Source organism: Streptomyces barringtoniae, from assembly GCF_020819595.1.
Lineage (GTDB): Bacteria > Actinomycetota > Actinomycetes > Streptomycetales > Streptomycetaceae > Streptomyces > Streptomyces barringtoniae.
The window spans coordinates 46,402-70,293 of record NZ_JAJHNP010000004.1 but is presented as its reverse complement, the minus strand read 5'-3'; the positions used below and the strand labels follow the sequence as shown (position 1 = coordinate 70,293).

Sequence of the window (23,892 nt, the reverse complement as noted above, 5' to 3'; positions counted from 1 at the left end):
CACGCTATCTGTCCGAGCGCAGCCTGGGCGCGTCCTTGGACGGTGATCGAGTGCCGGCACCCGGCCGCGTTCACCGATTGGCGGCCAGCACCGCCGCGAGGCCCTCTTGCAGATCTTTGACGAAATACCCGGGAACCTCCAGCGACGGAAAATGCCCCCCGGCTTCGGGCGACCTCCATCGGACGATCTGCCGGTACCGCTCCTGCGCCCAGGGGCGCGGACACTTCTCGATATCGCGGGGATACATAGTGATTGCCGACGGGACGTCGACCCGGAGTTCGGGGTCCAACGAGTTGTGACTTTCGTAGTAGATGCGGGCCGCCGATGCGCCGGTCCGCGTCAGCCAATACAGGGTGACGTCGTCAAGAACGCGGTCTCTGGAAATCTTCTCGAACGGGCTGTCTTCGGTGTCTGACCACTCGGCGAACTTGTCGAGGATCCAGGCAAGAAGCCCGACCGGTGAGTCGACGAGCGAGTAGCCGATGGTCTGCGGTCGGGTCGCCTGCTGCTTCGCGTACGCCGCGCGGTGGCGCCAGAAATCGCGGGTTTCCTCGGTCCACTTGCGCTCGACCGCCGTCAGCCCGTCCGTTGTCAGCCCGGGCGGCGCCTCCGCGAACAATGTGTGGATGCCGAGAACGTGCGCCGGGAACCTGCCGCCGAGAACCGTGGTGATATTTCCTCCCCAGTCGCCGCCGTGGGCTACGAACTCGCTGTAGCCGAGCCTTCCCATCAGCTCCACCCATGCGGCCGCGATCTTTTCGGTTCCCCACCCGGTGGTGGCCGGCTTGTCGCTGTAACCAAAGCCCGGCAGCGACGGGACCACGACGTGGAACGCCGGCGCGTCTGCATCTTTCGGATCTGCCAGTTCGTCCACTACATCGATGAACTCGGCAATGCTGCCCGGCCACCCGTGCGTCAAGATCAGAGGAGTGGCATCTGCGCGCACGGATCGGCGGTGCAGAAAGTGGATTCCCAGATCATCGATGGTCGTGCGGAACTGGCCGATCCGGTTGAGGCGCGCTTCGAACGACCGCCAGTTGTACCCGGTGCGCCAGTAGTTCACGGCATCGACGAGGTCGGCGAGAGGAACGCCCTGTTCCCATCGGCGAGGGTCGGGCCCGGCGCGATAGACCGTCTCAGCCTCCGGTAGCCGCGCCGCGGCCAGTCGCGCGCGTAGATCGTCGAGGTCAGCGTCGGTTGCGTGGGTTTCAAATGCTTGCACGTCGCCGGTTGGACGGGGCATGAGACCTCCTGACCGTCGGGGAACCGGCTACGATCCATCGCGAACCGGCTAAGGCGGTTCTAGCAGTTCTCCGAGCCACGCCGCAACCGGCTAAGGTGGTTCCATGCGTCCTGCGTTCCCCGACTTCCGCCTCGGTAAGGTGCTGGCGACCAGCTTCACGGGGACTCTGTCGGAGCGTCACGGCGACGCCGTGGAGCGCATTCCCACGCCGCAGCGACTCGTCGACTGGCTGGCGGTGAGCGGCCTCGCCGTGGACTCCTGCACCCCTGCCCAGCTCGACCTCGCTCGGGAACTGAGGGAGTCGATTCACGCCGCCGCGACAGCGGCCGCGATCCAGGACACTCTCCCTGCCTCCGCTGTCCAAGTCATCAATGACTGCAGCGCTCAGGGTCGAGCCGCGGCCGTCCTGACGCCCGAGGGCAAGCGGCGATGGCGGCTCAGCTCGGCTTCCTGCGTGGAAGATGCCCTCAGCGTGATCGCCGCCGACGCGATCAGCATCATCGCAGGCGAACGAGACGGAAAATTGGCCTTGTGCGCATCACCAACCTGCCAAGCCGCCTTCTTCGACACCAGCCAGAGCCGCACCCGCAAATGGTGTGACATGAACACGTGCGGGAATCGTCAGAAGAAAGCACGCTTCAATGCCAACCAGCGCAAAAACCCCAGATCAGCGGACTGATCGTTATCCCGCTACCCAGCACGGCAGAGGTTCGTGCCACAACCGCGCCAAACCCCGGCCTCTCTGATCCCCGGCCCGATGTGAGGCCTGCGGGCTGGATTGTTGGCTCCAACCCTGATACATCACATTGTCATGGCCATGAAAGCGATTGAACTGCACAGTATCAATCGTTGGGAGGCGTCCTTCCTGCGCGAGGAGGTGGGCGGCTACTTCACCCACGGCGTCGAGTGCACCCCGGGCGCGACGGTGCTCGACGTGGGCGCCAACATCGGTGTGTTCTCGGCGGCCGTCTATGAGCGGCTGGACGGGGACGTGCGGATCTACGCCTTCGAACCGGTGCCGCCACTGCACGCGACACTCGAACGCAACGCTCGCGAGTTCTTCAACGGACGCCTGACCGCGCTCCCTTACGGCCTGGCGTCCCGTGACGAGGAGCTCGATTTCAGCTACGTTCCGGCCGCCACGATCTTCTCGTCCTCCTCGCGGGACCAGGGGAACATCGAGGCTGAGCGGCGGCGGGTCACCGCCAGCGTCGTCGAAATGATCCGCCAGGGCGGCCTGGGACCGGTCCTGCGCCGCGTACCCGCTCCCGTCCTCGCCCTTCTCGTCAGCCGCAAGCTGCGGGTGATGCGACGGCTTGAGACGCACCGGGTGAAGGTCAGGCCCTTGTCATCAGCGCTCGACGAGCAGGGCATCGACCACATCGACCTGCTCAAGGTCGATGTGGAAGGCGCCGAACTCGATGTGCTCAGAGGCATCGAGGAACGGCATTGGCCGCTTGTCCGCCAGGCCGTCGTCGAGGTGGAGCGCTGGCAGCAGAACCGCGACACGGTCTGCGAGGTCCTCCTCGCGCACGGCTTCACGGTCAGCACCGAGCAGGACCCGGTGCAGCAGGCCGGCGACATCGGCATGGTGTTCGCGGTCAGGCCCTGAGCGCGCAGCACCCCGCAGCCTCTGGTTCTGTCTGCCCGCTGCGTCGCGACGGAGGCGTCCGACTGCGGACGAACACGGACCGCAACGGACGGCAGGGCTGCTCGGGCGCAGCTGGGCAGGGCGGTCGCTCCCCCTCTTCCTGAGCCCCCGGTTAGTCCGGCCTTAACGGCACCATAAGGATCTCCTCCAGCCCTCTCCAGCAGGCGATTTCGCGGTTTTCTGGGGCTAGCTTCGGATCACCCCCACGGGTTCCCGCCCCGCCGAGGGACCGTCTTTCCGAGGAGTTCCGTATGCCCGCTCGTGCCCGCCGCACGGCCGCCGCCGTCGCCGCGCTCGGTCTACCGCCCCTCGCCCTGACCGTGCTCGCCGCTGCCCCGGCCTCCGCGCACGGTTCGATGGGCGATCCGGTCAGCCGTGTCTCGCAGTGCTATGCGGAAGGTCCGGAGAATCCGAAGTCGGCCGCGTGCAAGGCGGCCGTGGCGGCCGGCGGCACGCAGGCGCTGTACGACTGGAACGGCATCCGGATCGGCGACGCCGCCGGACAGCATCGGAAGCTGATCCCGGACGGCAGGCTGTGCAGCGCGAACAACGAGGAGTTCAAGGGCCTGGACCTGGCCCGCGCCGACTGGCCGGCGACCGGCGTGCACGGCGGGTCGTACACCTTCAAGTACCGGGTGACGGCGCCGCACAAGGGGACCTTCAAGGTCTATCTCACCAAGCCCGGTTACGACCCTGCCAAGCCGCTGGCCTGGTCCGAGCTGGATCTGGGACATCCGGTGGCGACGGTCACCGACCCGGTCGCCGCGGGCGGCTTCTACACGTTCTCCGGCACGCTTCCCGAACGGTCCGGCCGGCAGCTGCTGTATGCGATCTGGCAGCGCTCGGACAGCCCGGAGGCGTTCTACTCCTGTTCGGACGTGGACTTCGGCGGCGGCCATCGGGGAAACACCGGTACCGAGCCCGCGCCGGCCGCCTCCGCGCCCTCCGACCGGCAGATCGCGGACGGTGCCGGCAAGTCGACGATGCGGCACCACGGTCGGGGCGGTGACGAGACGACCGCCCCCGCACAGCAGCCCTCCAGCGCGCCCAACGCGCCGAAGGCGGCCGGTACTTCGCGCGACCTCGCGGAGACCGGCGCCTCGGCCGGCACCGCCTACGTGGCGATCGGCGGCGCGGCGGCGCTGGCTCTCGGTTCGGCGGCGCTGTTCCTGTCGGTGCGGCGGCGCGCGACGGGTGGCGCCCACCGCCGCTGAGGTTCCGGGGCCTGTCCGGCGGCTCAGGCCGGACAGGCCCCGGCGGCACGTCAGCTGAACGCGGACGCGCAGGTGGTGGCGGTGGCGTGGGGCGGGTCGAGCGCGTTGGCCACCTCGTGGAAGGCGATGCGGTCGAACAGGCCGATGGCGACGTGCTCGGAGAGGTCGAGCGGGCACAGGTCCTGGAGCAGGACGTTGTGGACGTCCGAACCGCTCAGGTACTGGCTCTGCCAGGGGGTGGCCACCTCGTCGTACTTGGTGGCGACGACCGTGTAGTGCACTCCGGGGACGGTGTCGCCGCCCGCGTTGAGCTTGGCGAGGAAGTCGGAGCCGGGGATCTGGTCGGCGAGGCCGGGGGTCGTGGCCTTGATCAGGTCCGAGGCGCCGGGGAAGTACGGCAGCAGGTTGGTCAGGCCGCTCAGCGTGGCACCGTGGTTGTCCGGGGCCAGGCCGACGAGGGCGTTCACCTTGGCGGCTCCGCCGAGGAACTTCAGGTAGTAGCGGGGCATCATGCCGCCCTGGGAGTGCCCGACCAGGTCGGCCTTGGCGGCTCCGGTCGCGGCGAGCACCCTGTCCACGAAGGCCGACAGCTGCTCGGCGGACTTGTCGATGGGGCCGAGGCCGTAGAAGAGGGGGACGCCGGTCAGCCGGCCGTAGTCCAGGGAGTAGACGCAGTATCCGCGGTCCTTCAGGTACGGGGCGAGGGAGAGCCAGTTGTCGACCGAGTTGCCCAGGGTGCCGTGCACCAGGACGACCGGACGGGGGTGGGCGGCGGAGGGCTGGCAGGAGAAGTCGTTCCAGCCACTGCTGGGGGCGGTGTCTGCGGCGGCGGCCGTTGCGGCGGGAACGGTGGCGACGGCAGCGGTGAGGAGCAGCGCGGCGAGCGGTCTGAGCGCTCGTTTCCAAGGCAGCATCGTGTGATCTCCTTGCGGCTCAAGGGAGGTGGGGGCCTTGCCCTGTGATCCGGATCACGAGGATGCTGTTCATTCGTCAAGTTACGGGCGAGTAGCACACGTGTGAAGTTACGCGTCAGTAAAAACTTCCAGTGATAACCAGAGTGCCGCCGAACGCTGACGGACCGTCACCAGGCGGGCTTGATCGGACCATAGGGAGCGATCCGCGCCAAACGCTCCCCCAGCGCGCGCACTTCCCCCTCGCCCAGCAGCCCCGCCCACCCGCTCACGACCTCGGCCGCCGCCGCCTCCGCCGCCCGGGTGCAGGCCCACCCGCGCTCGGTCAGCACGACCAGCCGGGCCCGCGCGTCCTGCGGATGCGGCCGCCGCTCCGCGTATCCCTTCCGCACGATCTCGTCCACCAGCTGGCTCGCGGCCTGCTTGGTCACCCCGAGGTGCACCGCGAGGTCGGTGACGGTGGCCCCGTCCGGGGCGAGCCGCGCGAAGGCGAAGCCGTGGGCCGGCCGCAGATCGGCGAACCCGCGCGCCGTCACCCCGTCATGGATGCGTTGCGTGAGGTCGCCGGCGACGGCGAGCAGGGCGGCGGACAGGGCCATGGCTTCGGAGTTGTACACGGAGGCATTGAAACACCCTTGACATGTTGGTCAAGCAGCTTGACCATATAGTCAAGCCACTTGACCACTCGAACGGAGATCACGCCATGCCCGTCGTCCGCTCGTCCGAGGCCACCACCCATGAGATCCACGGCGCCCGCTTCGTCTCGTACGCCACCCCGCTCACCGGGAGCAAGGAGCTCTGCGCCTGGCGCGGGGAGATTCCGGCCGGCACCAAGGCGCCCGCGCACACCGTCAACCGTGAGGAGATCTTCCATCTGCTCGTCGGGGAACTGCTGGTCACGCTCGACGGTCGAACCGAGCGGATCTCCGCCGGTGACACGGTGATCGTCAACCCCGGTACGACCCTCGCCCTGGAGAACCCGACCGATCACACCGCGCTCTCCTGGGTCACCACCTCCGTCGGCCTGGAGGCGGAGCTGGCCGACGGCACCCGCCTCACGCCGCCCTGGGCCAACTGACCGACGTGGAGCCGCCGCCACGCCCCAGCGCCCCCGGCATCACCGCCCTGGGCCCGAACTTCGCCCGCGCGCGGTCCGCGACCTCCTCGATACGGCGGGCCTTCTCGTCCACGGGGTCGAAGGTGAGCTGATAGGAGGCCTGGTCGGCGGGGGCCAGACCCTCGGCGCGCAGGGCGAGCGCGCGGACCCGGGCGCGCTGCAGGCCGAGCGCCTCGTACATGCCGTAGGCCGCCCTGGTCAGGGCCGCCGAGTGCGCGGTCGGCTCCTTCAGGGTGCGGCTGCGGGTGGTCGAGGACCGGTCGGCGTAGCGCACGGTGAGGGTCAGGGTGCGGCAGACCTTCTGCACCGCGCGCAGCCGGGCGCCGAGCTCCTCGGCGGCGGACAGCAGCGCCCTGCGGTGCCGGTCGGGGTCCAGTTCGTCGAGGTCGAAGGCGCGTTCCGTGGCCAGCGACCGCGACACGGCGTTCGGCACGACCCGGCCCCGGTCGATGCCGCTCGCCTTCTCGCGCAGCTCGCGGCCGGCCTTCGCGCCGATGAGCCGCTGGAGCGTGGACAGCGGCGCGGCGGCGACCAGGCCCAGGGTGTCCAGGCCGTACTCGCTCAGGGTGCGGGTGGTCGCCGTGCCGACTCCGGGCAGCGCGGACACGGGCCGCTCGGCGAGGAACTCCGCGATGCCGTCCGGGTCCTCGGGCACGGCACACGTCACCCCGGGCCGGGCGCCCTGCAGCGCCACGCGGGCCAGCATCGGGCCGGGACCGGCGCCGATCACACAGTCGACGCCGTACAACGCGAGGGCCCGCACCCGGATCACCGAGGCCAGCTCCACCGCGCTGCGCCCGAAGTACCGCTCGGCACCGCGCAGATCGGCCAGCGCCCCGTCCGGCGGCAGCGCCTCCACGACCGGGGTGAAGTCCTCCAGCAACCCGAGCAGTCCCGGCAGGGCCGCCTCGTGCATCGGCGGCAGCTGGAAACGTACGCAGAGAATGGTCATCCCGCACTCCCCGGACTCTGGTGCCACAACTTCCGTACGGCAGCAGGCCCTTGTGCGGCCTCCTGTCCCGCGGGCCGCAGGTCGGCCCACGGATGCATCTGGTATCCGGTCGGCAGCTGGATCCGCCGCCCACCGGTCGGATCGCCACCCGCGCCCTCGGCCACCGGCTCCGCGAGCCGCGCCGCCACCTCCTCGAGCCCGCCCTCGGCGCGCAGCTCGACCAGCTCGGCGAGGTTCCAGGCGGCGGAACCCACCACGCTCAGGCTGCGCGGGCCGCGCCGCTGCACCACTCCGCGCACCAGCAGCAGCCAGGAGTGGAAGACGGTGTGCGCGCAGGCGTCGTGCGAGTCGTCGAAGAACGCCAGGTCGACCAGCCCCGTGCCGTCGTCCAGCGTGGAGAAGATGACCCGCTTGCCGGAGCGGATCGGCGGGGTCTGGGTGGCCGCCTTGGCGCCCGCGACCAGCACGGTCTCGCCGTGCCGCGCCTCGCGCAGCCTGCGCGCGGAGACCACGCCCAGCTCCCTGAGGAACTCCCGGTGGTCGTCCATCAGATTGCGCGAGGCGTCCATGGACAGCACACCCAGCTCGGCGCTGAGCCGTTCCGCCGACGTCAGGTCCGGCAGGCCCGCCGGCGCGGTCTTCCGCCCGCCCGCTGGGGGCACCTCCCACACGTTAAGCAGTGGGGGAGGCAGCTGACCGCCGCCACCGCCCCGGGCGCCCCGGTGCAGCTCGGTCAGGTGCAGCTGCAGATCGCGCCGGTTGGCGCCGAAGGCGTCCAAGGCCCCGACCTGGGCGAGTCTTTGCGCCAGCGGCCGGCTCGGCCGCGCCCGCTCCCAGAAGTCCACCAGGGAGGCGTACGGCTGCCCGTCCGCGATCCTCTTCGCCTCGGCCTCGCTGATGCCGTGCACGTCGGAGAGGGCGAGCCGAAGTCCCCACACTCCAGGGGATTCAGACACCAGTTCGATCCTGTGTGCGACCCCGGACACGTTCACGTCCAACGGCAGGATCGGCACCCCGCGCCGCCGCGCGTCCGCCAGCAGCAGCCGCTTCGGATACATCCCGGGGTCGTGCGTGAGCAGCCCGGCGTAGAAGGCCGCCGGATGATGGGCCTTCAGCCAGGCCGACTGGTAGGTCGGTACGGCGAAGGCGACGGCGTGCGCCTTGCAGAACCCGTAGGACCCGAAGGCCTCCACGATCTCCCAGGTCCGCTGAATCGTTTCCGCCCCATACCCCCTGGCCGCGGCCTGCTGCGCGAACCACACCTTGATCCGCCCCTGCGACTCCGGGTCGGACAACCCCCGCCGCACCCTGTCGGCCTCGCCCCGGCCGCATCCGGTCATGATGGCGACGATGTCGATGACCTGCTCGTGGAAGACGACGACGCCGTACGTCCCCTTCAGCGCCTCTTCCAGATCCGGGTGCGGACAGCGCACCGGCGCCCGCCCGTGCCGCGCCTCGATGAACGGCCGCACCATGTCGGCGGCGACGGGCCCGGGCCGGAACAGCGAGATGTCCACGACCAGGTCGTGGAAGGTGCTCGGCTGCAGCCGCCCCACCAGGTCCCGCTGACCGGGCGACTCGATCTGGAAGCAGCCCAGCGTCTCGGTGGAACGGATCAGCCGGTACGTCTCCGGGTCCCCCGGCGGCACCGCGTCCAGGTCGATCCGCTCGCCCGTCACCCGCTCCACCTCGGCGACCGCGTGCGCCATGGCCGACTGCATCCGCACGCCCAGCACATCGAGCTTGAGCAGCCCGAGGTCCTCCACGTCCTCCTTGTCGAACTGCGACATGGGCAGCCCCTCACCGCTGGTCGGCACCACCGGCGTACGGGCGAGAAGCGAGGCGTCGGACAGCAGCACCCCGCACGGATGCATGGCGACCCCGCGGGGCAGGGCGTCGAGCGCCTCGACGAGCTCCCACAGCCTGCCGTACTTCTCCCCTCCCCGCTGAAGCTCCCTCGCGAGCTGCTTCAGCTCCGGCAGCTCCTCCAGCGCGGCGCGCGCGTCCCGGGCCCGGATGTGCGGAAAGGACTTGGCCATCCGGTCGATCTCACCCGGATCCATGGACAGGGCGGCGCCCACGTCCCGGATGGCATGCCGCACCCGGTAGGTCTCCGGCATGGACACGGTCGCGACCCGCTCGGTGCCGAACCGGCCGATGATCGCCCGGTAGACCTCCAGCCGGCGCGCGGACTCCACGTCGATGTCGATGTCGGGCAGCACCACACGCTCCTTGGAGAGGAAGCGCTCCATCAGCAACCCGTGCTCGACCGGATCGGCGTGCGCGATCCCCAGAAGGTGATTGACGAGGGAGCCCGCACCGGAACCGCGAGCGGCCACCCGGATCCCCATCTCCCGTACGTCATCGACCACTTGGGCCACCGTCAGGAAGTAGGAGGCGAAGCCGTGATGGGCGATGACGTCCAGCTCGTGGTGCATCCGCTCCCAGTACTCGCGCCGCCCGCCGTACCCGAGCCGCACCATCCCGGCCACCGCCCGCGAGGCAAGGGCCCGCTGGGCGGTGCGCCGCCCGGCACCCACCAGATGCGCCTCGGGAAAGTGAACGGTCCCGATGCCGAGATCCTCCTCGGGGTCGACCCGGCACTCGGCGGCCGTGGCCAGGGTCTGCTCCAGCAGCCGGTGGGCGGTGTCCCGCCGGTACCCGGCAGCCTCCACGACCCGCTCGGCGACCTGCAGCATGGCCTGTGCGTCCTTCAGCCAGGCCTCACCGGAGTCCAGCTCCCCGCGCGGGTCGATCGGAACCAGCCGCCGCGCGGCATCCAGCACATCGGCAACGGGCCCCGCCCCGGGATCGGCGTACCGCACGGCGTTGCTGAGCACCGGCCGTACGCCCTGCTCGGCGGCGAACCCGACGGTACGGGCGGCGAGCCGCAGGGACCCGGGCCCCGTGCCCGCACGCCCGTGCCACACAGCCTCCAGCCGCAAGGCGTCGCCGTAGACCTCGCGCCACGCCCCGAGAAGCCGTGCGGCCCGGTCGGGACGCCCCGCGACAAGGGCCCGCCCCACATCCGACCCGGGACCGAGCAGGACGGTCAGGCCGTCGCCGTGATTGTCGGGCCAGGGCAGCAGGGGGGCGTCCCCGCTCCTGTGCGCCGCCGTGATGATCCGGCACAGGTCTGCCCATCCTCGGGCATTCCGGGCGAGATAGGTGACACGCGGAGCCGACTCGTCCACGAAGGCACCACCACGCACCGGTACCCGCCGCCTCCCCCGCACGGCCCGTACGGCCTCGGCCTCGCCCACCGCCAGATCCACCCCGAAGACCGGCCGCACCCCCACCCCGGCGCAGGCCTTGGCGAAGCGCACCACCCCCGCGACGGTGTCCCGATCGGTGAGGGCGAGCGCGTCCATCCCCCGCTCCGAGGCGCGCTCGGCCAGCCGCTCCGGATGGGATGCCCCGTACTTCAGGGAGAACCCGGAGACGGTGTGCAGATGCGCGAAGCCCGGCACACGCACCTCCCGCACTCGTGAGCCCCGAACGGCTCTCGAACATCAGTTCCCTACTTCCACCTCCACCATACCCCCATTCTCGAACGTGTGTACGACATCCGCGAGACCGTCCCTCACCTGCGCAAACGCCCTGACGCTGGTCACCCGCGACACCCAGCACGGAGCCCCGCCCCCGCACACCCGGGGACGGGGCTCCATGAAACGCACGCCCGAACGCGTCAGCCGATCTGCGCCCCCGTGGCGGACAGCGCGGCGGTGACCGGCTGGAAGAACGTCTCCCCGCCGGAGGTGCAGTCACCGCTGCCGCCGGAGGTCAGCCCGATGGCGCTGCTCCCCGAGAACAGCGATCCGCCGCTGTCCCCGGGCTCGGCGCACACATCGGTCTGGATGAGACCGCTGACGGTGCCCTCCTGGTAGTTCACCGTGGCGTTCAGGCCGGTGACCGTCCCGTCGTGCACGTGGGTCGTCGACCCGCTGCGCGTCACCTTCATCCCCACCGTCGCCTCGGCGGCACCGGTGATCTTCTGAGTGGACCCGTCGTACAGGTCGACCTCACTCGGGTGGTCCACCTGTGACGTGTACTTGACCAGACCGAAGTCGGTCCCCGGGAAGTGGGACTCCGCGTTCTGCCCGATCTCCTTGCCGCTGGAGTCCGACCAGGTGGAGATGGCCGCGGTGCAGTGCCCGGCGGTCAGGAAGTACGGCTGCCCGCCCTTGACCACGTTGAAGCCGAGCGAGCAGCGCCCGCCGGACCCGCTGATCGCGTCGCCACCCGCGACGAAGGGCCTGAACTCCCCCTTCGACCGCTTCAGTTCGGCCTTGCCGCCCAGTCCGTCGACCACCTTGCTCAGCTTGGCCCACTGCGCACCGGAGACCGTCTTGTCGGCGGTGACGACGACCTTGTTGCCGACCGGGTCGGTCGCCCATGACGTCCCCGGTATGGTCGCGTCCTTCTTCAGCGTCGTCCGCGCGCCGTCGAGCGCGGCCAACGAGTTGGTGACGAGTCTCGCCTTGGCCCCGGCCGCCTCGACGGCGTTCGCCGCGGCCTGGTCGAGCACGTTGACGACGAGGCTCTTGGCCCGGGCGTCGTAGTAGCTGCCGGCGGCATCGGAGCCGAGGCTCTTCAGCAGGGTCGAGGCGAGATTTCCGGCCGCCGGGGCGGACAGAACCTTCGGCTCCGGAGCGGACTTCGCGGGCTCGCTGGCGTTCGCATTCTGCAAGGTGACACCCGCGGCGACCAGTGCGGCGACTGCCGCACCGGCCACGGCGACCCGCCGCCCGGTTATGCGTCGGTGCTTCAACTCACGTCCTCCTGTGGGGGGATGGTCCGCGTGTCGTGGGGACTCCACGGACCGGAAGGCTGGTTGACGAGCGTCCACTCTTCCGAACGGCACAGGGAGCACACAAGGTTGACTTCAGGACGCGCACGGACAGGGCTTGCACCCCTCCTTCCGCTTGACCGTGCACAGTCATCCAGGGGGAATTCGCACAGCAAACACGACACGCACGTAACCCTCACCGGACGGTGACGACACCACCTGGCCGAAACGAGACGCCCCCGCACACCACCTGGTGTGCGGGGGCCTCCCGAAGACCCGAGCCGGAGTGTCAGGGCAGCGTGACCCCGTAGTAGCTCAACGCCTCGGTCACCGGCTGGAAGAACGTCGTACCGCCGGAGGTGCAGTCACCGCTGCCGCCGGAGGTCAGACCGTAGGCCACGGTCCCCGCGTACAGCGGACCACCGCTGTCGCCGCCCTCGGCGCACACCGTGGTCTGGATCAGCCCGTAGACGATGTCACCGCTGCCGTAGTTGACGGTGGCGTTCAGCGCGGTGACCCGGCCACTGTGCGTACCGGTGGTGGAACCACGCCGGTACACGGTCGTGCCCACGGACGGCGTGGCCGCGCTCGTGATGGACTGACCGCCCACCGCGCTCGGGTGCGAGATGGAGGAGTTGGTGTAGCGCACCAGAGCGAAGTCGTTGCCCGGGAAGCTGTAGCCGACGTTGGTGCCGAGCACCGTGCTGTGACTGGAGTTGCTGTACCAGGTCGAGGCCACCTGGCCGCAGTGACCGGCGGTGAGGAAGTAGTACGTACTGCCGCTGTGCACGTTGAAGCCGAGCGAGCAGCGGTACTGGCCGCCGTAGATGGCGTCGCCGCCGCTGATCAGCTTGCTGAACCTGCCGGGCGTGTGCTTGATGGTGAGCGCGTCCGCGTTGGCGCCGGCCTGCCGCTTGATCTTGGCGATCTCGGCCTTGGACACGGTGCTGTCGACGGTGACGAGGACGCGGTCGGTCTTGCTGTCCACCGCCCAGGCCGTACCGGGTACGTCGGCCTTGAGGACGGCGTTGTCGGCCTTGCTGAGCTGGGCGGCGCTGAACGCGTGGCCGTCGCTGGCGTTCGCTGTGGGGGCGGCGAACGCTGCCGTGGCCAGGAGGCCGGTGGCCACGGCGATCAGCCGGGTCCGTCTCGCGGTGCCGTTGTGGGGAGTATTGCGCTTGATCCTCACTTTTCGTTCCCTCCCAGGGGAAGTCGGGGGCCCATGTGGGGTCGGTGCCCGTGAGGCGCAGCCAGGGGGCGGCGCCGGGTTCCGAACATCCATGCCCCCTGACAAGCGCTGAGGGGGAGTATTCGGCCGAACGACCGGTCGCCACAAGAGTGCCTTTCGGCCGTTGGCCTTTAAACCACCTTTACGCAGGAGCCCCTGACACCGGTTCGGCCCACACGCGCCGCGGCCCGCACCGCGTCAGCTCACCGCGCGCTCCCCCGCCTCGATCGCCACGTCCAGTGTGTTGCCGGGCGGCGGGAACGGGCAGACGAAGTGGTCGGCGAAGGCGCACGGCGGGAGTTGGGCCCGGTTGAAGTCGACGGTCGTACGCCCCTCGGCGTCCGGCGCGGCCGGGTACAGGAAGCGGAACCGGAAGCTGCTGCCGCCGCTTGTGGCGTCGGCGAACACCGCCCACAGCAGCCCGTCGCCCTGCTGTGCGACCCGCAGCGTCAGCTCCTGTCCGTCCAGGGCGAAGGCGAGCTCACCGGCAAGGGCGAGCCCCCGCTCGCGCCCGTCCGCGTTGCCGACCCGCACGGTGCGGGTGTCGTCGTACGGTGTGAACCGCCCCGGCACCGACCAACGGGCGTCGTACGGGGTGGCCTCGATGCCCTTGAAGGCGCGGCGGGCGGCGGACCCGGGATCGTAGACCCGCACGCCCCACACGCCCTCGCGCACCAGAACGACCAGCCGCTTCTCCCCCAGCGCGACCCGCGCCTCCGCCTCCGGACCGCGGTCGGCGGTGAGCCGGACCTCGCCCGCGAACGGCCGCCCGTCCACGCTCAGGCCGTCGGCCTCGCCGGCGGTGAGCACCACGCCCTCCCCATCGGCAACCCAAGTCCCGGGAATGTCCGGAAGTCGCCCGTCCGGATGGTCCTCGACCCAGTGCGTGGCGGTCAGCGCGAGCGGGCCGTAGGGCGCCGAGACCCCGTCGAGGCGCGTCTCGTGCCAGTGCTTCCACGCATCGGCGGCTTCCGTCGTCATGCCGTCCTTCCTTTCGTCCGCGTCACCTGCGCCAACTCCTTCAACCGTGTTCAGCCTTCCCGTGCCGGGTGATCCAGCCCGAGGTGGGAGCGAAGAGTGGCGCCCTTGTATTCCGTGCGGAACACACCACGTTCCTGGAGCAGCGGCACCACCCGGTCCACGAACTCCTCCAGCCCGTCGGCCGCGAGCAGGAAACCGTCCACCGCTCCCTCGCGGACATGGGCGTCGAGATCGGCGGCGACCGCGTCGGGCGTGCCGACGAAGGACGGCCTGCCGCTCGCCTCGATCACGGTCTCCCGGCTGGAGAGCCCCTTCTCCTCCGCCAGCGCCCGCAATCTCCCGACGCGCGCCAGGGTTTCGCGGTCCCCGCTGCGCGGGGCGATCCCGGGCAGCGGGCCGTCGGGGTCGTGGCCGCAGAGGTCCACGCCCCAGAGCCGCTCCAGCGCGTACAGCGCATACTGCGGGGTGACCCTTTGCCGTCTGATCCCGGCGGCCCGCTCCTGCGCCTCGGCGGCGGTGTCCCCGAGGACGACGGTGACGGCGGGCATGACCTTCACGTCCCGCGGCGCACGGCCGTGTGCCGCGAGCCGCCGCCCGAGCTCGGCACGACGGGCACGGGCCGCCGCAAGCGGGGCATGCCGGGTGAGGAGCACATCGGCCGTGGCCGCGGCCGGCTCCCGTGCCTCCTCGCAGTCGTCGCCCCGGATCACCACGGGCCGCCCCTGCGGTGACCGTGGCAGCCCGAACTCGCCGGCGAGGTCGAAGTGCCGGCCCCGGTGCGTGAACGGCCGGGGCGTCCCGTCGGGTGTCCAGGAGTCCCACAACAACTGCGCCACGGTGACGAACTCGGCGGTCCTCGTGGAGCGGGGAGCGTGCTCCGGATGGAAGCCGGGGCGGAAGTTCTCGGCGGCCTCCGGCGTGGCCGCCACCCGCCAGGCCGCCCGGCCCCCGCTCAGATGGTCCAACGTGCCTATTCTGCGGGCGAGTTCATACGGCTCGCCGCAGGCGGTGTCCGCCGTGGCGGCGAGCCCCAGCCGCGTGGTGACCCCGGCGAGCGCGTTCAGTACGGCGACCGGCTCCGGCCATCCCACCGGGTCCAGCTCGTGCAGCCGCCCCCGGTGCTCGGGCAGCCGCAGTCCCTCGTCGAGCAGCAGGAAGTCGAACCGCCCGCGCTCGGCGGTGCGGGCGAGGCGTTCGCAGGCGGGGAACGCGATCCGCGAGCCGGTGCGCGGACCGGTCCGCACCACGGTGTCACCGGCCGCTGTGTCGCCGGCCGCCGGAAACCGTACCGCCAGGTGCATCTGCGGGCGTACGGTCATGACATTCCCCCGGTCATGACGTTCCTCCCGGTCACGGCGTACCGGTTGGCGGGCCGGGTCAGGCCCAGGTGCTCGCGCAGGGTGCTGCCCGGGTAGAAGGTGCGGAACAGGCCGCGGTGCTGGAGCAGCGCCACCGTGCCGTTGACCAGCCGCTCCAGGTCACGGCGCGGCTCGACGGGCACCAGGTGGAAGCCGTCGGTGACACCGTCGGCGTGCCAGCCGGCGACCAGGTCGGCCAGGTCGACCGGGCCGCCCCGGTACAGCGGCCCCCGCCCGGTCGCCCGCGGGCCCCCGCCCCCGTGTCCGGGCTCGGCCGCGTGCTCGCCGTCGCCGAGGTCGACGAGCAGGCTCACCAGGACCCGCAGGGTGTCCGGGTTCCGCCCGAACTCCTGGGCTCGGTCACGCAGTTCGTCGCGTGCGGCGGTCGCCTGCGCCGGGTTCGCGGCGCGGACCAGGGCCACGTCGGCGTACCGGGCGGCGACGGTGCGGGCCTGGCGCTCGGTGGCGTCGACCAGGCGGACGGGGTGGCCCTGCGGCGGCCGGGGCACGGTCGAGGGGCCCCGGACCGAGAAGGCGGCGCCGGTGAAGTCGACGCGGTGCAGCTTGTCCCGGTCCAGGAAACGGCCGGACGGCAGGTCCCGGATCTCGGCGCCGTCCTCCCAGCTGTCCCACAACCTCGCCGCCACATCGGCGACTTCGCCCGCCTCGTCCCACAAGTCCGGGCCGGGCGCCGCGGGCCGGCGGCCGAAGAGCCGGGCCTCGCCCTCACCGGCCGACACGCCGATCCGCCAGCCGGCCCGCCCGCCGCTGACCCAGTCCAGCGTCGCCACGGCCGCCTGCACCCGGAAGGGCTCGGTGTGGGTGGTGGTGACGGTCGGGACCAGACCGATGCGCCGGGTCGCGGGCGCCGCCCGGGACAGCACGGCGAGCGCGTCGGGCCCGGGCCGGGCGAAGGAGTCGTCCAGCGTCACGAAGTCCAGCCCGCCGCGCTCGGCCAGCCGGACCAGCTCCAGGTACGGTTCGGCACCGAAACAGTCCGGCAGATCCACGGCGGCGGCGAGATGCAGCGGCCCACGGCCGTACGAGACACCCATGCCTCACAGCACCTTCGCCAGAAGCGCCCGGGGCTCGTGCGTGACGACGAGCGCCGAGGCCGGCTCGTCGAACAGCAGCACCCCGGGCTCCCGGACGACCCTCTCCAGCAGCCGGCGCGCGCCCGCCGACGCCTCCTTCTCCGGATCGCTCATCGCGCGTTCTCCCTTTCGAGTGAGATGCCCAGGAAGGCCAGCGCCGCCCGGGCGGTGGCGTCGTTCTGCCGGAACGCGGCCCCTCCGGTGCGCGGCCGGGTGAAGGCGCCGGGGGTACGGGCGTCGGTGTACGGGCCGAGCGCGAAGCGCCGCGGATGCGGCCGCCCGGCGCCGTCGAGGATCCGGCCGTCGCCGGGGTCGACCCGCAGCAGTCCGTCGCGGGTCTCGGCGGCGCCGTCGGCATGCAGTTCCCGCAGCAGACGGTCGCGGGCCCGGCCGACGGTGGGCTCGGGCAGCCGGGCCTCGACCAGCGCCCGGGCCTCGACGGCGAAGCCCGGCACGGTGGGACTCGTGGCCCGGAACACCCCGTCCTCGGCGGTGACGGTCATGTCGGCGCCGACGAACCTGAGCAGGCCGGCCCGGGACAGTGCGAGCATCTGCCGCAGCCGGGGTCCGGGCGGCCCGGACGCCAGGTAGCTGAAGAAGCCGTGCCACCAGGGGCCGATGTTCCCGAGGCGGACGAGTTGCCCGTAGACGGAGAGCAGCCCGAGGAAGACGCCGAGGTCCGCGCTGTACGAGGCATCGTGACGGCGGCTCAGGTCCGCCTCGACGTACCCCCGCAGGCCCTCCTGGAAGTCCTCGTGGGAGGCGTACCGCACCCCGTCCAGCGGGTGGTCGAGCGCGGTGAGGTCGAGGCGGTCGGCCGGATCCGGAACGGCGGCGGCGACCAGCGCCTGCACCTCGGCGGAGTCGCTCGCGGCCGCGTACTTCTCCTCGAAGTCGGCCCAGGCCATCGCCGTACGTTCGGCATGGGCGGTGAAGAGGCGGTGGTAGTGGGCGAAGCCCAGCTCCTTCTCCACCAGCGGCCACACATCGCGCCTGAAGTCGAGGTCGCCGGGACGGTTCTGCAGGTCCTCGACCTGGGCCGGGCCGAGGAAGCGGGGCAGCGGGGGCCGGTCGCCGGTCCAGCCGTAGCCGATCTTCGCGTGGTACGGCACACCGCGCCGGGAGCCGACGTAGAGCACCGGCTCGCGGCCCGAGGGAACGTAGGTGTCGCCCTCGTACCGCCCGCCGCGGTCCTCGGTGAGCAGCACCATCAGGTCGACGAAGGCCAGACCGAAGCCGCGCACGAGCACGGGTTCGCCGGGCTTCAGCGGGGACAGCTCGCTGTCGGCGGTGAAGTCGGGCGGCAGGTGCACCAGGCCGTGCTCGCGGGCGTACGCGGCCAACCCCACTTGTTCATCGCCGAGTTGGGCGTCAAGGTGGCCGATCGCGAGGATCACCAGGTCGGCCGGGAGAGGACGCGGGTCGCCCTCCAGCCACACCTGCTGGCGGCCCTCGCGCGGACCGCCGATCCTGACGGCACGCCGGGGATGGTGCCGAACGGTGATGCCCTCGGGCAGCTCGGCCCGTGCGCGCTCGTACACCCAGCGCAGATAGCTGCCCTGGAGCTGCCGGTCGGCGAAGGTGCTGCCGTCGAGGCCCGCCCACTCGTGCAGGGTGGGGCCCTCGCGCACCGGGCCGGCCATGAGCACCGTCTCGTCGGTGAACATGGTGACGTCCTCGGCGTGCGAGTTCATCCACAGCAGCGGTGACTGCGCCTGGCGCCAGATGCGGCCGCCGCCCGGCGGGTGCGGGTCGACCAGGTGGATGTCCAGGCCCCGACCGGCGTACAGCTCGGGGGCGTTGGCGGCGATGCGTTCCAGCAGCCCGGTCCCCCGTGGCCCGGCTCCCACGATCACCAGCTGCGGCCTCATCGGGCGTGCTCCGTGCCGCGCGCGTAGTACTTGTCGATGTGGTGCCGGCCGAACGCTGCCCACCGGCCGTACCGGCGCTGCGGGACGATCCGTGGGGCGTTGGCGGGCTCGGGTGTCTCCACCGCGGTGGTGACTGTGGCGAGGGTGCCGGAAGACATGCGAAGGCTCCGTGACGTGAGCGGAACACGGGTGGTGCCTTCACACGGGCGCGCCGAGCGGCGCGGGTACGGCCGAGCCCCTCAGCAGGGCCGTCCACCGAGAGTACGCGGGCGTTTCGGTGCACTGTCAAGGCTGTCCGGACTGTGAGCCGTACGTCTCAGATCAGTTGACGCGGAACCGGATGCCTGTTCCACTTGGGCCCATGCATCCACAGCAGTGGCTGGTCACCCGCTCCCACATCGACTTCGGTCGCGTGTGGTCCTGTTCCTGTTGAGCTGACCCCCTGCGCGCGCCTGCCGTCCGGCGGGCGCCCTCCTCGCGTTCTCCCGCTTCTTTCGTCACGCCTTCACACGCGCCCCTCCCCTCACGCTTCGCACCCCTTTTCGCTTCAGGAGATCACCCAGGAAACCGACGAACTGAACGGCACGGTCACAGCCCGCAGTCACAGCAGGAGCAGCACTCACAGCACTCGCAGCACTGGCAGGCCTCGCAGCACGACAGGTCGCAGTCGCAGTCGCAGTCGGCGCAGCAGCCCTCGCGCTTCTTCCGCGACCAGGGGCCCTCGAACTCGTCGGCGCAGCACACCTTGCAGGTGCAGCACAGACCGAGGGCGGCCGCGCAGCCGGCCCAGAAGCCCCGCTTGTCCGGGTGCGGCGGCTGCCCGCCGAAGGGGTTGCCGTACGGGTGGCCCGGCGCGTTCGGTGCGTGGTGACCGGGCGGCGGTCCGAACGAGGCCTCGGGCGCGTGTCCGCACGAGCGCGTGCCGAACGCGCGGTCCACGGAGCGCTGCAGTTCGTGCACGAGCAGCAGATGGACCAGCTTGCCGTCGGCGAACTCGGCCTCCCGCAGGGCGAGTCGGATGCCGTGCAGGGCGTCGTCGGCGAGTCTGCGCGCCTCGGCGCGGGAGGTGCCGGTGGCGGTGAGCGGGTTCCAGGCGCCCGACGCGGCGTCGGCCTCCTGGTCCTCCACGGCGTCCAGCAGATGCGCGAGCCGGCCGAAGAGCCGGCCCGCCTCCGCGAGGGGCTGCGCGTTGCCCGGCCGTCCGGCCAGCACCGCCGTGTGCGCGAAGGCGGCCGCCGTCGCCGTCTCGGTCGGCTCGGTGACCGTCAGGATCGGGGTGCCGTGCCCGGCCAGGGTCTCCAGGCCCAGTTGCCGGTCGACGGCCTCGACGAGGACGCCGGTGTCGAAGCCGACCGCGGCGCCGCTGTGGGCGCCTGCCCTGCCCCAGCCCGCGGCGACCCGGCGCGCGGCGGCGGCCATGGGGCGGCGGGCCAGCAGCCCGTCCCGGTCGGCGACATGGTCGCGCACCTTCGCCGCGGCGAGCACCAGCGAGACGGCGGCGGCGAGCCGGGCGCCCTCGCCCTGGGCGACGGACGCGGTGCGCAGCCCGCGCAGCGCGCACGGCCCGGCCGTACGGCGGCCGTCGGCGGTCCGTCCGGCCTGAGCCTCCGTCAGGACCGAGATGAGAAGGCCGTCATAGTTTGTAACAATACGCGCGAGCTGCCCGTGATCACGGCGCAGGGCGAGACAGAGCCCGCACAAGTGCGCCATCCACTCGGCCTTGAGGACTTCACCGAGTCGATGAGAGCACGGTCTGACGATTCCGAACACGACGATCCCCCGTGATGTGGTACGACGTTGACGTTCACCCGGACGCACCGATCATCACCCATCCGCCGCTGACTATCATATTTCACTCTCAGTCAGCAGCCGTACGTGTCGTGACCCTTGGGGCACAAGGACTCTCGACGGATCGGCTGTGCACCAGTACCGTCACAAACCCCCCGCGCGGCGTCTATCCACTTGGCGCGCCGTCCGCATCATGGATGACCATAGGGACGCGGAAAGCAGAAAAAGACCGCTGTGAGAGGAGGCGTCCATGGGATCGGTACGCAAGGCGAGTGCGTGGCTCGGCCTCGTCGACGACAACGATGACGAGCGTTACTACGACGACGAGTACTCCGAGGGCACCGAATCCGAGGGCGCCTGGGTCACCGACCCCCGGGTGAAGGTGGCCTCGGACACGGCCGAGGAGAAGGGCCGCCGGATCGGCACGGTCAACCCGGACAGCTTCCGGGACGCCCGCGCCATCGGCGAACTGTTCCGGGACGGGGTCCCGGTCATCATGAACCTCACCAACATGGAGCCCGGCGACGCCAAGCGGGTCGTGGACTTCGCGGCGGGGCTCATCTTCGGTCTGCGCGGCTCGATCGACCGCGTGTCCAACCGGGTGTTCCTGCTCACGCCGGCCGACACACAGATCATCAGCGGCGAGGCGTCCACCCACCGCGAGGACGGCTTCTTCAACCAGAGCTGAGGCAGGGCCGCTCACCGGCCCTGCCTGCTGACGGGGATCAGCGGAAGGCGTCGAGCCCGGTGAGCGCCTTGCCCAGCACGAGCTGGTGCATCTCGACGGTGCCCTCGTAGGTGAGCACCGACTCGAGGTTGGTGGCGTGCCGCATCACGGGGTATTCCAGGGAGATCCCGTTGGCACCGAGGATCGTCCGCGCCGTACGGCAGATCTCGATGGCCTCGCGGACGTTGTTGAGCTTGCCGAAGCTGACCTGCTCGGGGCGCAGGCGGCCGGCGTCCATCCGCCGCCCGAGATGGTGGGCGAGCAGGATCCCCTTGTGCAGTTCGACCGCCATGTCGGCGAGCTTGGCCTGGGTGAGCTGGAAGCCGCCGATGGGCCGCCCGAACTGCTCCCGCGTCTTCGCGTAGTCGAGCGCCGCCTCGAAGCTGCTGCGCGCCGCGCCCATCGCGCCCCAGACGATGCCGTAGCGGGCATGCGACAGACAGCTGAGCGGTCCGCGCAGTCCGGTGCCCTCCGGGAGTACGGCGTCTGCGGGCAGTCGTACGTCGTCCATCACCAGTTCGCTGGTGACCGAGGCGCGCAGGGACCACTTGTGCTTGATCTCCGGCGCCGAGAAGCCGGGGGTGTCGGTGGGAACGACGAAGCCGCGGATGCCGTCCTCGGTCTGCGCCCAGACGACGGCCACCCCGGCGACCGACCCGTTGGTGATCCACATCTTGCGGCCGCTGAGGACCCAGTCGTCGCCGTCGCGCTTGGCGTGGGTGCGCATGGAGGCGGGGTCGGAGCCGTGGTCGGGCTCGGTCAGCCCGAAGCAGCCGATCACCTCGCCGGCCGCCATGCGGGGCAGCCACTGCTGCTTCTGCTCCTCGCTGCCGAACCGGTGGATCGCGTACATGGCGAGGGAGCCCTGCACGGAGACGAGGGACCGGATGCCGGAGTCGGCGGCCTCCAGTTCCAGGCAGGCCAGGCCGTACTGCACGGCACTGGCCCCCGCGCACCCGTATCCGCTGAGCGACATCCCGAGCGCCCCGATCCCGCCGAGCTCCTTGGCGAGCTCACGGATGCCGGGCAGCTCCCCCTTCTCGTACCACTCGGCGACGTGGGGCAGCACACGGTCCGCCGCCCAGGCCCGCACGGTGTCCCGCACGGCCAGGTCCTCCGGTTCCAGCAGGTCGTCGATCCCGAGCGGGTCGGCGGGATCGAAGGGGGGCAACTTCGCGGACGCGGACATGGGACACCCTCCGGCACACAGAAAACTAGCACCGCTAGCCAGTTGTTTGCCGCCGACGTTACGGCGCGGTGTCCCGCACGTCCAGTACGTCAGGCCGAGACGCCGGACTCCACCGCCGCCGTTTCCCGTTGCTGTTCGCTCTCCGCTTCCCTCTCCTCTTCCCGCGGCGCGGGCAGTTCCACCGTCGCCGCGGGCTCCGCGCACTGCATGACCCGCGGCAGCCGCAGCGCCATCACCGCGCCCAGCAGCAACAGCACCGCGCTCACCAGCAGCGTCACATGCAGCCCGTGCACGAAGGAGTCCCGCGCTGTCCGGCGCAGCGCCGCCCCGACGGGGCCACCGAGCCGCCCGGCGACCTCGTAGGCCTCGCCGAGCGAGTGGCCGGCCGCGTCCGAGGCGTGCTGGGGAACGCCCGGCACCGAGCGCAGATGCGGCGCGTAGGCCGCGTTCATCACGCTGCCGAGCAGCGCGATGCCGATGCCGGCGCCGAGTTGGTACGAGGTCTCGCCGATCGCCGCCGCGCCGCCGGCCTGGTCGGCATGGCACTCGCTGAGCATCGACTCGTACGCGCCGAAGAGCGTGGTCTCCAGACCGAAGCCGAGCAGCACGAAACCGGACAGCAGCAGCGGTGCGTTGTCGGTGCCGCCCATCGCGGTGAGCGTCACGACCGCGGCGGCGGTGAGGCAGAAGCCGAAGCAGACCATCCGGCGCGGTCCGAAGCGGCGCAGCATCCGCGCGCCCGCCAGGCCCGCCGCCATCGCCGCGACGGTCAGGGGCAGCAGCCTCAGGCCGGTCTCCAGGGGGGAGAGCCCGAGCACCAGTTGCAGGTACTGGGCGGCGATCAGCTCCAGGCCGACCAGTGCGAGCATCGCCAGCACGATGCAGCCCACCGAGGTGCTGAACGCGGGCCGGCGGAACATCCGCAGGTCCACCAGCGGATGCGCGAGCCTGCGCTGGCGCCGTACGAAGAGGACGAGGAGGGCCGCGCCGGCCAGCAACGGCAGCAGGGTGAAGGGACTCGCCGGTGCCTCTCCCCCGCCCAGCCGCTTCACGCCGAGGACGACGCCGAAGAGGCCGCCGGCCGCCATCAGGGCGCCGACGACGTCCCAGGGGCCGCTCTGCTTCCCGCGCGACTCGGGCAGCAGGATCCGGCCCACCGGCAGGCTGACCAGCATCAGCGGGATGTTGACGAGGAAGACCGCGCCCCACCAGAAGTGCTCCAGCAGGAAACCGCCGAGCAGCGGGCCGACGGCCGCGCCGACGGCGGCCACCGCGCTCCAGATGCCGATCGCGAGCGCGCGCTCGCGCCGGTCGGGGAAGACCTGACGCAGGATCGACAGGGTGGCCGGCATGATCATGGCGCCGCCGACGCCGAGCAGCGCGCGGGCGAGGATCAGCGTCTCGGCGGTCTGTGCCAGGGCGGCCACGGCGGAGGCGACGCCGAACAGGCCGTAGCCGAGCAGCAGGACGCGTCTGCGGCCGACCCGGTCGCCGAGGGTGCCGAAGAGGATCAGCAGCGAGGCGCAGACCAGCGGATAGACGTCGACGATCCAGAGCAGTTCTATGGCACTGGGCTTGAGGTCCGCGGTGACGGCGGGGACCGCCACGTGCAGCACGGTCGCGTCGAGGGCGACGAGCAGCAGGCTGACGCAGAGGACGACGAGGACGACCCAGCGGTTGGCACCGGCACCGGCCGCCCGACGGCGCGGCCGTACGGCAGCCGTGGTCGTCCCGGACATGTACGTACCTCCCAGATGTGCCGCGCGCGGGGCGGACCGA

Annotated in this window: 21 protein-coding genes; 5 read left to right on the top strand and 16 right to left on the bottom strand. The window is 71.2% G+C overall.

Going from position 1 to position 23,892, the window contains the following annotated elements:
* Window positions 1-70: 70 nt before the first annotated feature.
* Window positions 71-1,243: an epoxide hydrolase family protein gene (locus tag LMU33_RS07420; RefSeq protein ID WP_228618488.1), complete on the bottom strand. Its 1,173-nt coding sequence runs from the start codon at window positions 1,241-1,243 to the stop codon at window positions 71-73.
* 103 nt (window positions 1,244-1,346) lie between these two features.
* Here LMU33_RS07420 and LMU33_RS07415 point away from each other — a divergent pair, with 103 nt between their 5' ends.
* The 3 genes from LMU33_RS07415 (at window position 1,347) to LMU33_RS07405 (ending at window position 4,108) form a co-directional block, all read left to right on the top strand.
* Window positions 1,347-1,922, top strand: coding sequence for a CGNR zinc finger domain-containing protein (locus tag LMU33_RS07415; protein WP_228618486.1), 576 nt, complete (start codon window positions 1,347-1,349; stop codon window positions 1,920-1,922).
* Between the two features lie 102 nt (window positions 1,923-2,024).
* Entirely contained in the window at window positions 2,025-2,855 is an 831-nt protein-coding gene (locus LMU33_RS07410; protein ID WP_228618484.1) for an FkbM family methyltransferase, read from the top strand.
* Window positions 2,856-3,145: 290 nt separating this feature from the next.
* On the top strand, window positions 3,146-4,108 hold the full coding sequence (locus tag LMU33_RS07405) for a lytic polysaccharide monooxygenase auxiliary activity family 9 protein (protein WP_228618482.1): 963 nt from the start codon (window positions 3,146-3,148) through the stop codon (window positions 4,106-4,108).
* Window positions 4,109-4,158: 50 nt separating this feature from the next.
* Here the strand turns inward: LMU33_RS07405 and LMU33_RS07400 are convergent, their stop codons facing one another.
* Together LMU33_RS07400 and LMU33_RS07395 are read right to left on the bottom strand one after the other, a co-directional pair.
* Window positions 4,159-5,022, bottom strand: coding sequence for an esterase/lipase family protein (locus LMU33_RS07400; RefSeq protein ID WP_228618481.1), 864 nt, complete (start codon window positions 5,020-5,022; stop codon window positions 4,159-4,161).
* 167 nt (window positions 5,023-5,189) lie between these two features.
* Entirely contained in the window at window positions 5,190-5,636 is a 447-nt protein-coding gene (locus tag LMU33_RS07395) for a MarR family winged helix-turn-helix transcriptional regulator (RefSeq protein WP_228618479.1), read from the bottom strand.
* 86 nt (window positions 5,637-5,722) lie between these two features.
* Between LMU33_RS07395 and LMU33_RS07390 the strand changes: the two genes are divergently transcribed.
* Window positions 5,723-6,097 carry a cupin domain-containing protein gene (locus tag LMU33_RS07390; protein WP_228618477.1) on the top strand — a complete coding sequence of 125 codons (375 nt, stop codon included), beginning with the start codon at window positions 5,723-5,725 and terminating at the stop codon, window positions 6,095-6,097.
* On the opposite strand, the gene LMU33_RS07385 is transcribed toward LMU33_RS07390, so the two are convergent.
* From LMU33_RS07385 to LMU33_RS07335, 11 genes are all read right to left on the bottom strand, one after another.
* Window positions 6,075-7,088, bottom strand: a complete 1,014-nt coding sequence (locus tag LMU33_RS07385) for a DNA polymerase Y family protein (RefSeq protein ID WP_228618476.1) — start codon at window positions 7,086-7,088, stop codon at window positions 6,075-6,077. The two genes, LMU33_RS07390 and LMU33_RS07385, sit on opposite strands and share 23 nt — an antisense overlap.
* Window positions 7,085-10,558: a DNA polymerase III subunit alpha gene (locus LMU33_RS07380; RefSeq protein WP_228618474.1), complete on the bottom strand. Its 3,474-nt coding sequence runs from the start codon at window positions 10,556-10,558 to the stop codon at window positions 7,085-7,087. The genes LMU33_RS07385 and LMU33_RS07380 overlap by 4 nt, the downstream gene beginning before the upstream one ends.
* Window positions 10,559-10,776: 218 nt before the next feature.
* The gene (locus tag LMU33_RS07375) at window positions 10,777-11,859 is read right to left on the bottom strand and encodes a S1 family peptidase (protein ID WP_228618472.1); all 1,083 of its coding nucleotides are present in this window, start codon (window positions 11,857-11,859) and stop codon (window positions 10,777-10,779) included.
* Window positions 11,860-12,166: 307 nt separating this feature from the next.
* Window positions 12,167-13,066: a S1 family peptidase gene (locus LMU33_RS07370; RefSeq protein WP_228618471.1), complete on the bottom strand. Its 900-nt coding sequence runs from the start codon at window positions 13,064-13,066 to the stop codon at window positions 12,167-12,169.
* Between the two features lie 237 nt (window positions 13,067-13,303).
* On the bottom strand, window positions 13,304-14,086 hold the full coding sequence (locus LMU33_RS07365) for a DUF1684 domain-containing protein (RefSeq protein ID WP_228618469.1): 783 nt from the start codon (window positions 14,084-14,086) through the stop codon (window positions 13,304-13,306).
* 50 nt (window positions 14,087-14,136) lie between these two features.
* Entirely contained in the window at window positions 14,137-15,405 is a 1,269-nt protein-coding gene (locus tag LMU33_RS07360; protein WP_228618468.1) for an NtaA/DmoA family FMN-dependent monooxygenase, read from the bottom strand.
* Window positions 15,402-16,499: an LLM class flavin-dependent oxidoreductase gene (locus LMU33_RS07355; RefSeq protein WP_228618466.1), complete on the bottom strand. Its 1,098-nt coding sequence runs from the start codon at window positions 16,497-16,499 to the stop codon at window positions 15,402-15,404. The genes LMU33_RS07360 and LMU33_RS07355 overlap by 4 nt, the downstream gene beginning before the upstream one ends.
* 3 nt (window positions 16,500-16,502) lie before the next feature.
* Window positions 16,503-16,652, bottom strand: a complete 150-nt coding sequence (locus tag LMU33_RS07350; protein ID WP_228618465.1) for a hypothetical protein — start codon at window positions 16,650-16,652, stop codon at window positions 16,503-16,505.
* The gene (locus tag LMU33_RS07345) at window positions 16,649-18,409 is read right to left on the bottom strand and encodes an FAD/NAD(P)-binding protein (protein ID WP_228618463.1); all 1,761 of its coding nucleotides are present in this window, start codon (window positions 18,407-18,409) and stop codon (window positions 16,649-16,651) included. The genes LMU33_RS07350 and LMU33_RS07345 overlap by 4 nt, the downstream gene beginning before the upstream one ends.
* Entirely contained in the window at window positions 18,406-18,567 is a 162-nt protein-coding gene (locus LMU33_RS07340) for a hypothetical protein (protein ID WP_228618461.1), read from the bottom strand. Before LMU33_RS07340 ends, LMU33_RS07345 begins: the two co-directional genes overlap by 4 nt.
* A 430-nt stretch (window positions 18,568-18,997) precedes the next feature.
* A complete protein-coding gene (locus LMU33_RS07335) occupies window positions 18,998-20,179 on the bottom strand; it encodes a DUF5685 family protein (RefSeq protein ID WP_228618459.1) in 1,182 nt (393 codons plus the stop codon).
* A 268-nt stretch (window positions 20,180-20,447) separates the two neighbouring features.
* Between LMU33_RS07335 and LMU33_RS07330 the strand changes: the two genes are divergently transcribed.
* Entirely contained in the window at window positions 20,448-20,885 is a 438-nt protein-coding gene (locus LMU33_RS07330; protein ID WP_228618457.1) for a cell division protein SepF, read from the top strand.
* Window positions 20,886-20,922: 37 nt separating this feature from the next.
* On the opposite strand, the gene LMU33_RS07325 is transcribed toward LMU33_RS07330, so the two are convergent.
* Both LMU33_RS07325 and LMU33_RS07320 read right to left on the bottom strand, forming a co-directional pair.
* Window positions 20,923-22,113, bottom strand: a complete 1,191-nt coding sequence (locus tag LMU33_RS07325; RefSeq protein ID WP_228618455.1) for an acyl-CoA dehydrogenase family protein — start codon at window positions 22,111-22,113, stop codon at window positions 20,923-20,925.
* An 89-nt stretch (window positions 22,114-22,202) separates the two neighbouring features.
* On the bottom strand, window positions 22,203-23,852 hold the full coding sequence (locus tag LMU33_RS07320) for an MFS transporter (protein WP_228618453.1): 1,650 nt from the start codon (window positions 23,850-23,852) through the stop codon (window positions 22,203-22,205).
* Window positions 23,853-23,892 lie beyond the last annotated feature (40 nt).

Excerpts from the sequence above, each read along its gene's own strand:
- LMU33_RS07340 (WP_228618461.1), bottom strand. The coding sequence starts at position 18,567 with ATGTCTTCCGGCACCCTCGCCACAGTCACCACCGCGGTGGAGACACCC.
- LMU33_RS07320 (WP_228618453.1), bottom strand. The coding sequence starts at position 23,852 with ATGTCCGGGACGACCACGGCTGCCGTACGGCCGCGCCGTCGGGCGGCC.
- LMU33_RS07330 (WP_228618457.1), top strand. The coding sequence starts at position 20,448 with ATGGGATCGGTACGCAAGGCGAGTGCGTGGCTCGGCCTCGTCGACGAC.
- LMU33_RS07405 (WP_228618482.1), top strand. The coding sequence starts at position 3,146 with ATGCCCGCTCGTGCCCGCCGCACGGCCGCCGCCGTCGCCGCGCTCGGT.
- LMU33_RS07350 (WP_228618465.1), bottom strand. The coding sequence starts at position 16,652 with ATGAGCGATCCGGAGAAGGAGGCGTCGGCGGGCGCGCGCCGGCTGCTG.
- LMU33_RS07400 (WP_228618481.1), bottom strand. The coding sequence starts at position 5,022 with ATGCTGCCTTGGAAACGAGCGCTCAGACCGCTCGCCGCGCTGCTCCTC.
- LMU33_RS07390 (WP_228618477.1), top strand. The coding sequence starts at position 5,723 with ATGCCCGTCGTCCGCTCGTCCGAGGCCACCACCCATGAGATCCACGGC.
- LMU33_RS07385 (WP_228618476.1), bottom strand. The coding sequence starts at position 7,088 with ATGACCATTCTCTGCGTACGTTTCCAGCTGCCGCCGATGCACGAGGCG.
- LMU33_RS07325 (WP_228618455.1), bottom strand. The coding sequence starts at position 22,113 with ATGTCCGCGTCCGCGAAGTTGCCCCCCTTCGATCCCGCCGACCCGCTC.
- LMU33_RS07415 (WP_228618486.1), top strand. The coding sequence starts at position 1,347 with ATGCGTCCTGCGTTCCCCGACTTCCGCCTCGGTAAGGTGCTGGCGACC.
- LMU33_RS07360 (WP_228618468.1), bottom strand. The coding sequence starts at position 15,405 with ATGACCGTACGCCCGCAGATGCACCTGGCGGTACGGTTTCCGGCGGCC.
- LMU33_RS07355 (WP_228618466.1), bottom strand. The coding sequence starts at position 16,499 with ATGGGTGTCTCGTACGGCCGTGGGCCGCTGCATCTCGCCGCCGCCGTG.
- LMU33_RS07365 (WP_228618469.1), bottom strand. The coding sequence starts at position 14,086 with ATGACGACGGAAGCCGCCGATGCGTGGAAGCACTGGCACGAGACGCGC.
- LMU33_RS07420 (WP_228618488.1), bottom strand. The coding sequence starts at position 1,243 with ATGCCCCGTCCAACCGGCGACGTGCAAGCATTTGAAACCCACGCAACC.
- LMU33_RS07345 (WP_228618463.1), bottom strand. The coding sequence starts at position 18,409 with ATGAGGCCGCAGCTGGTGATCGTGGGAGCCGGGCCACGGGGGACCGGG.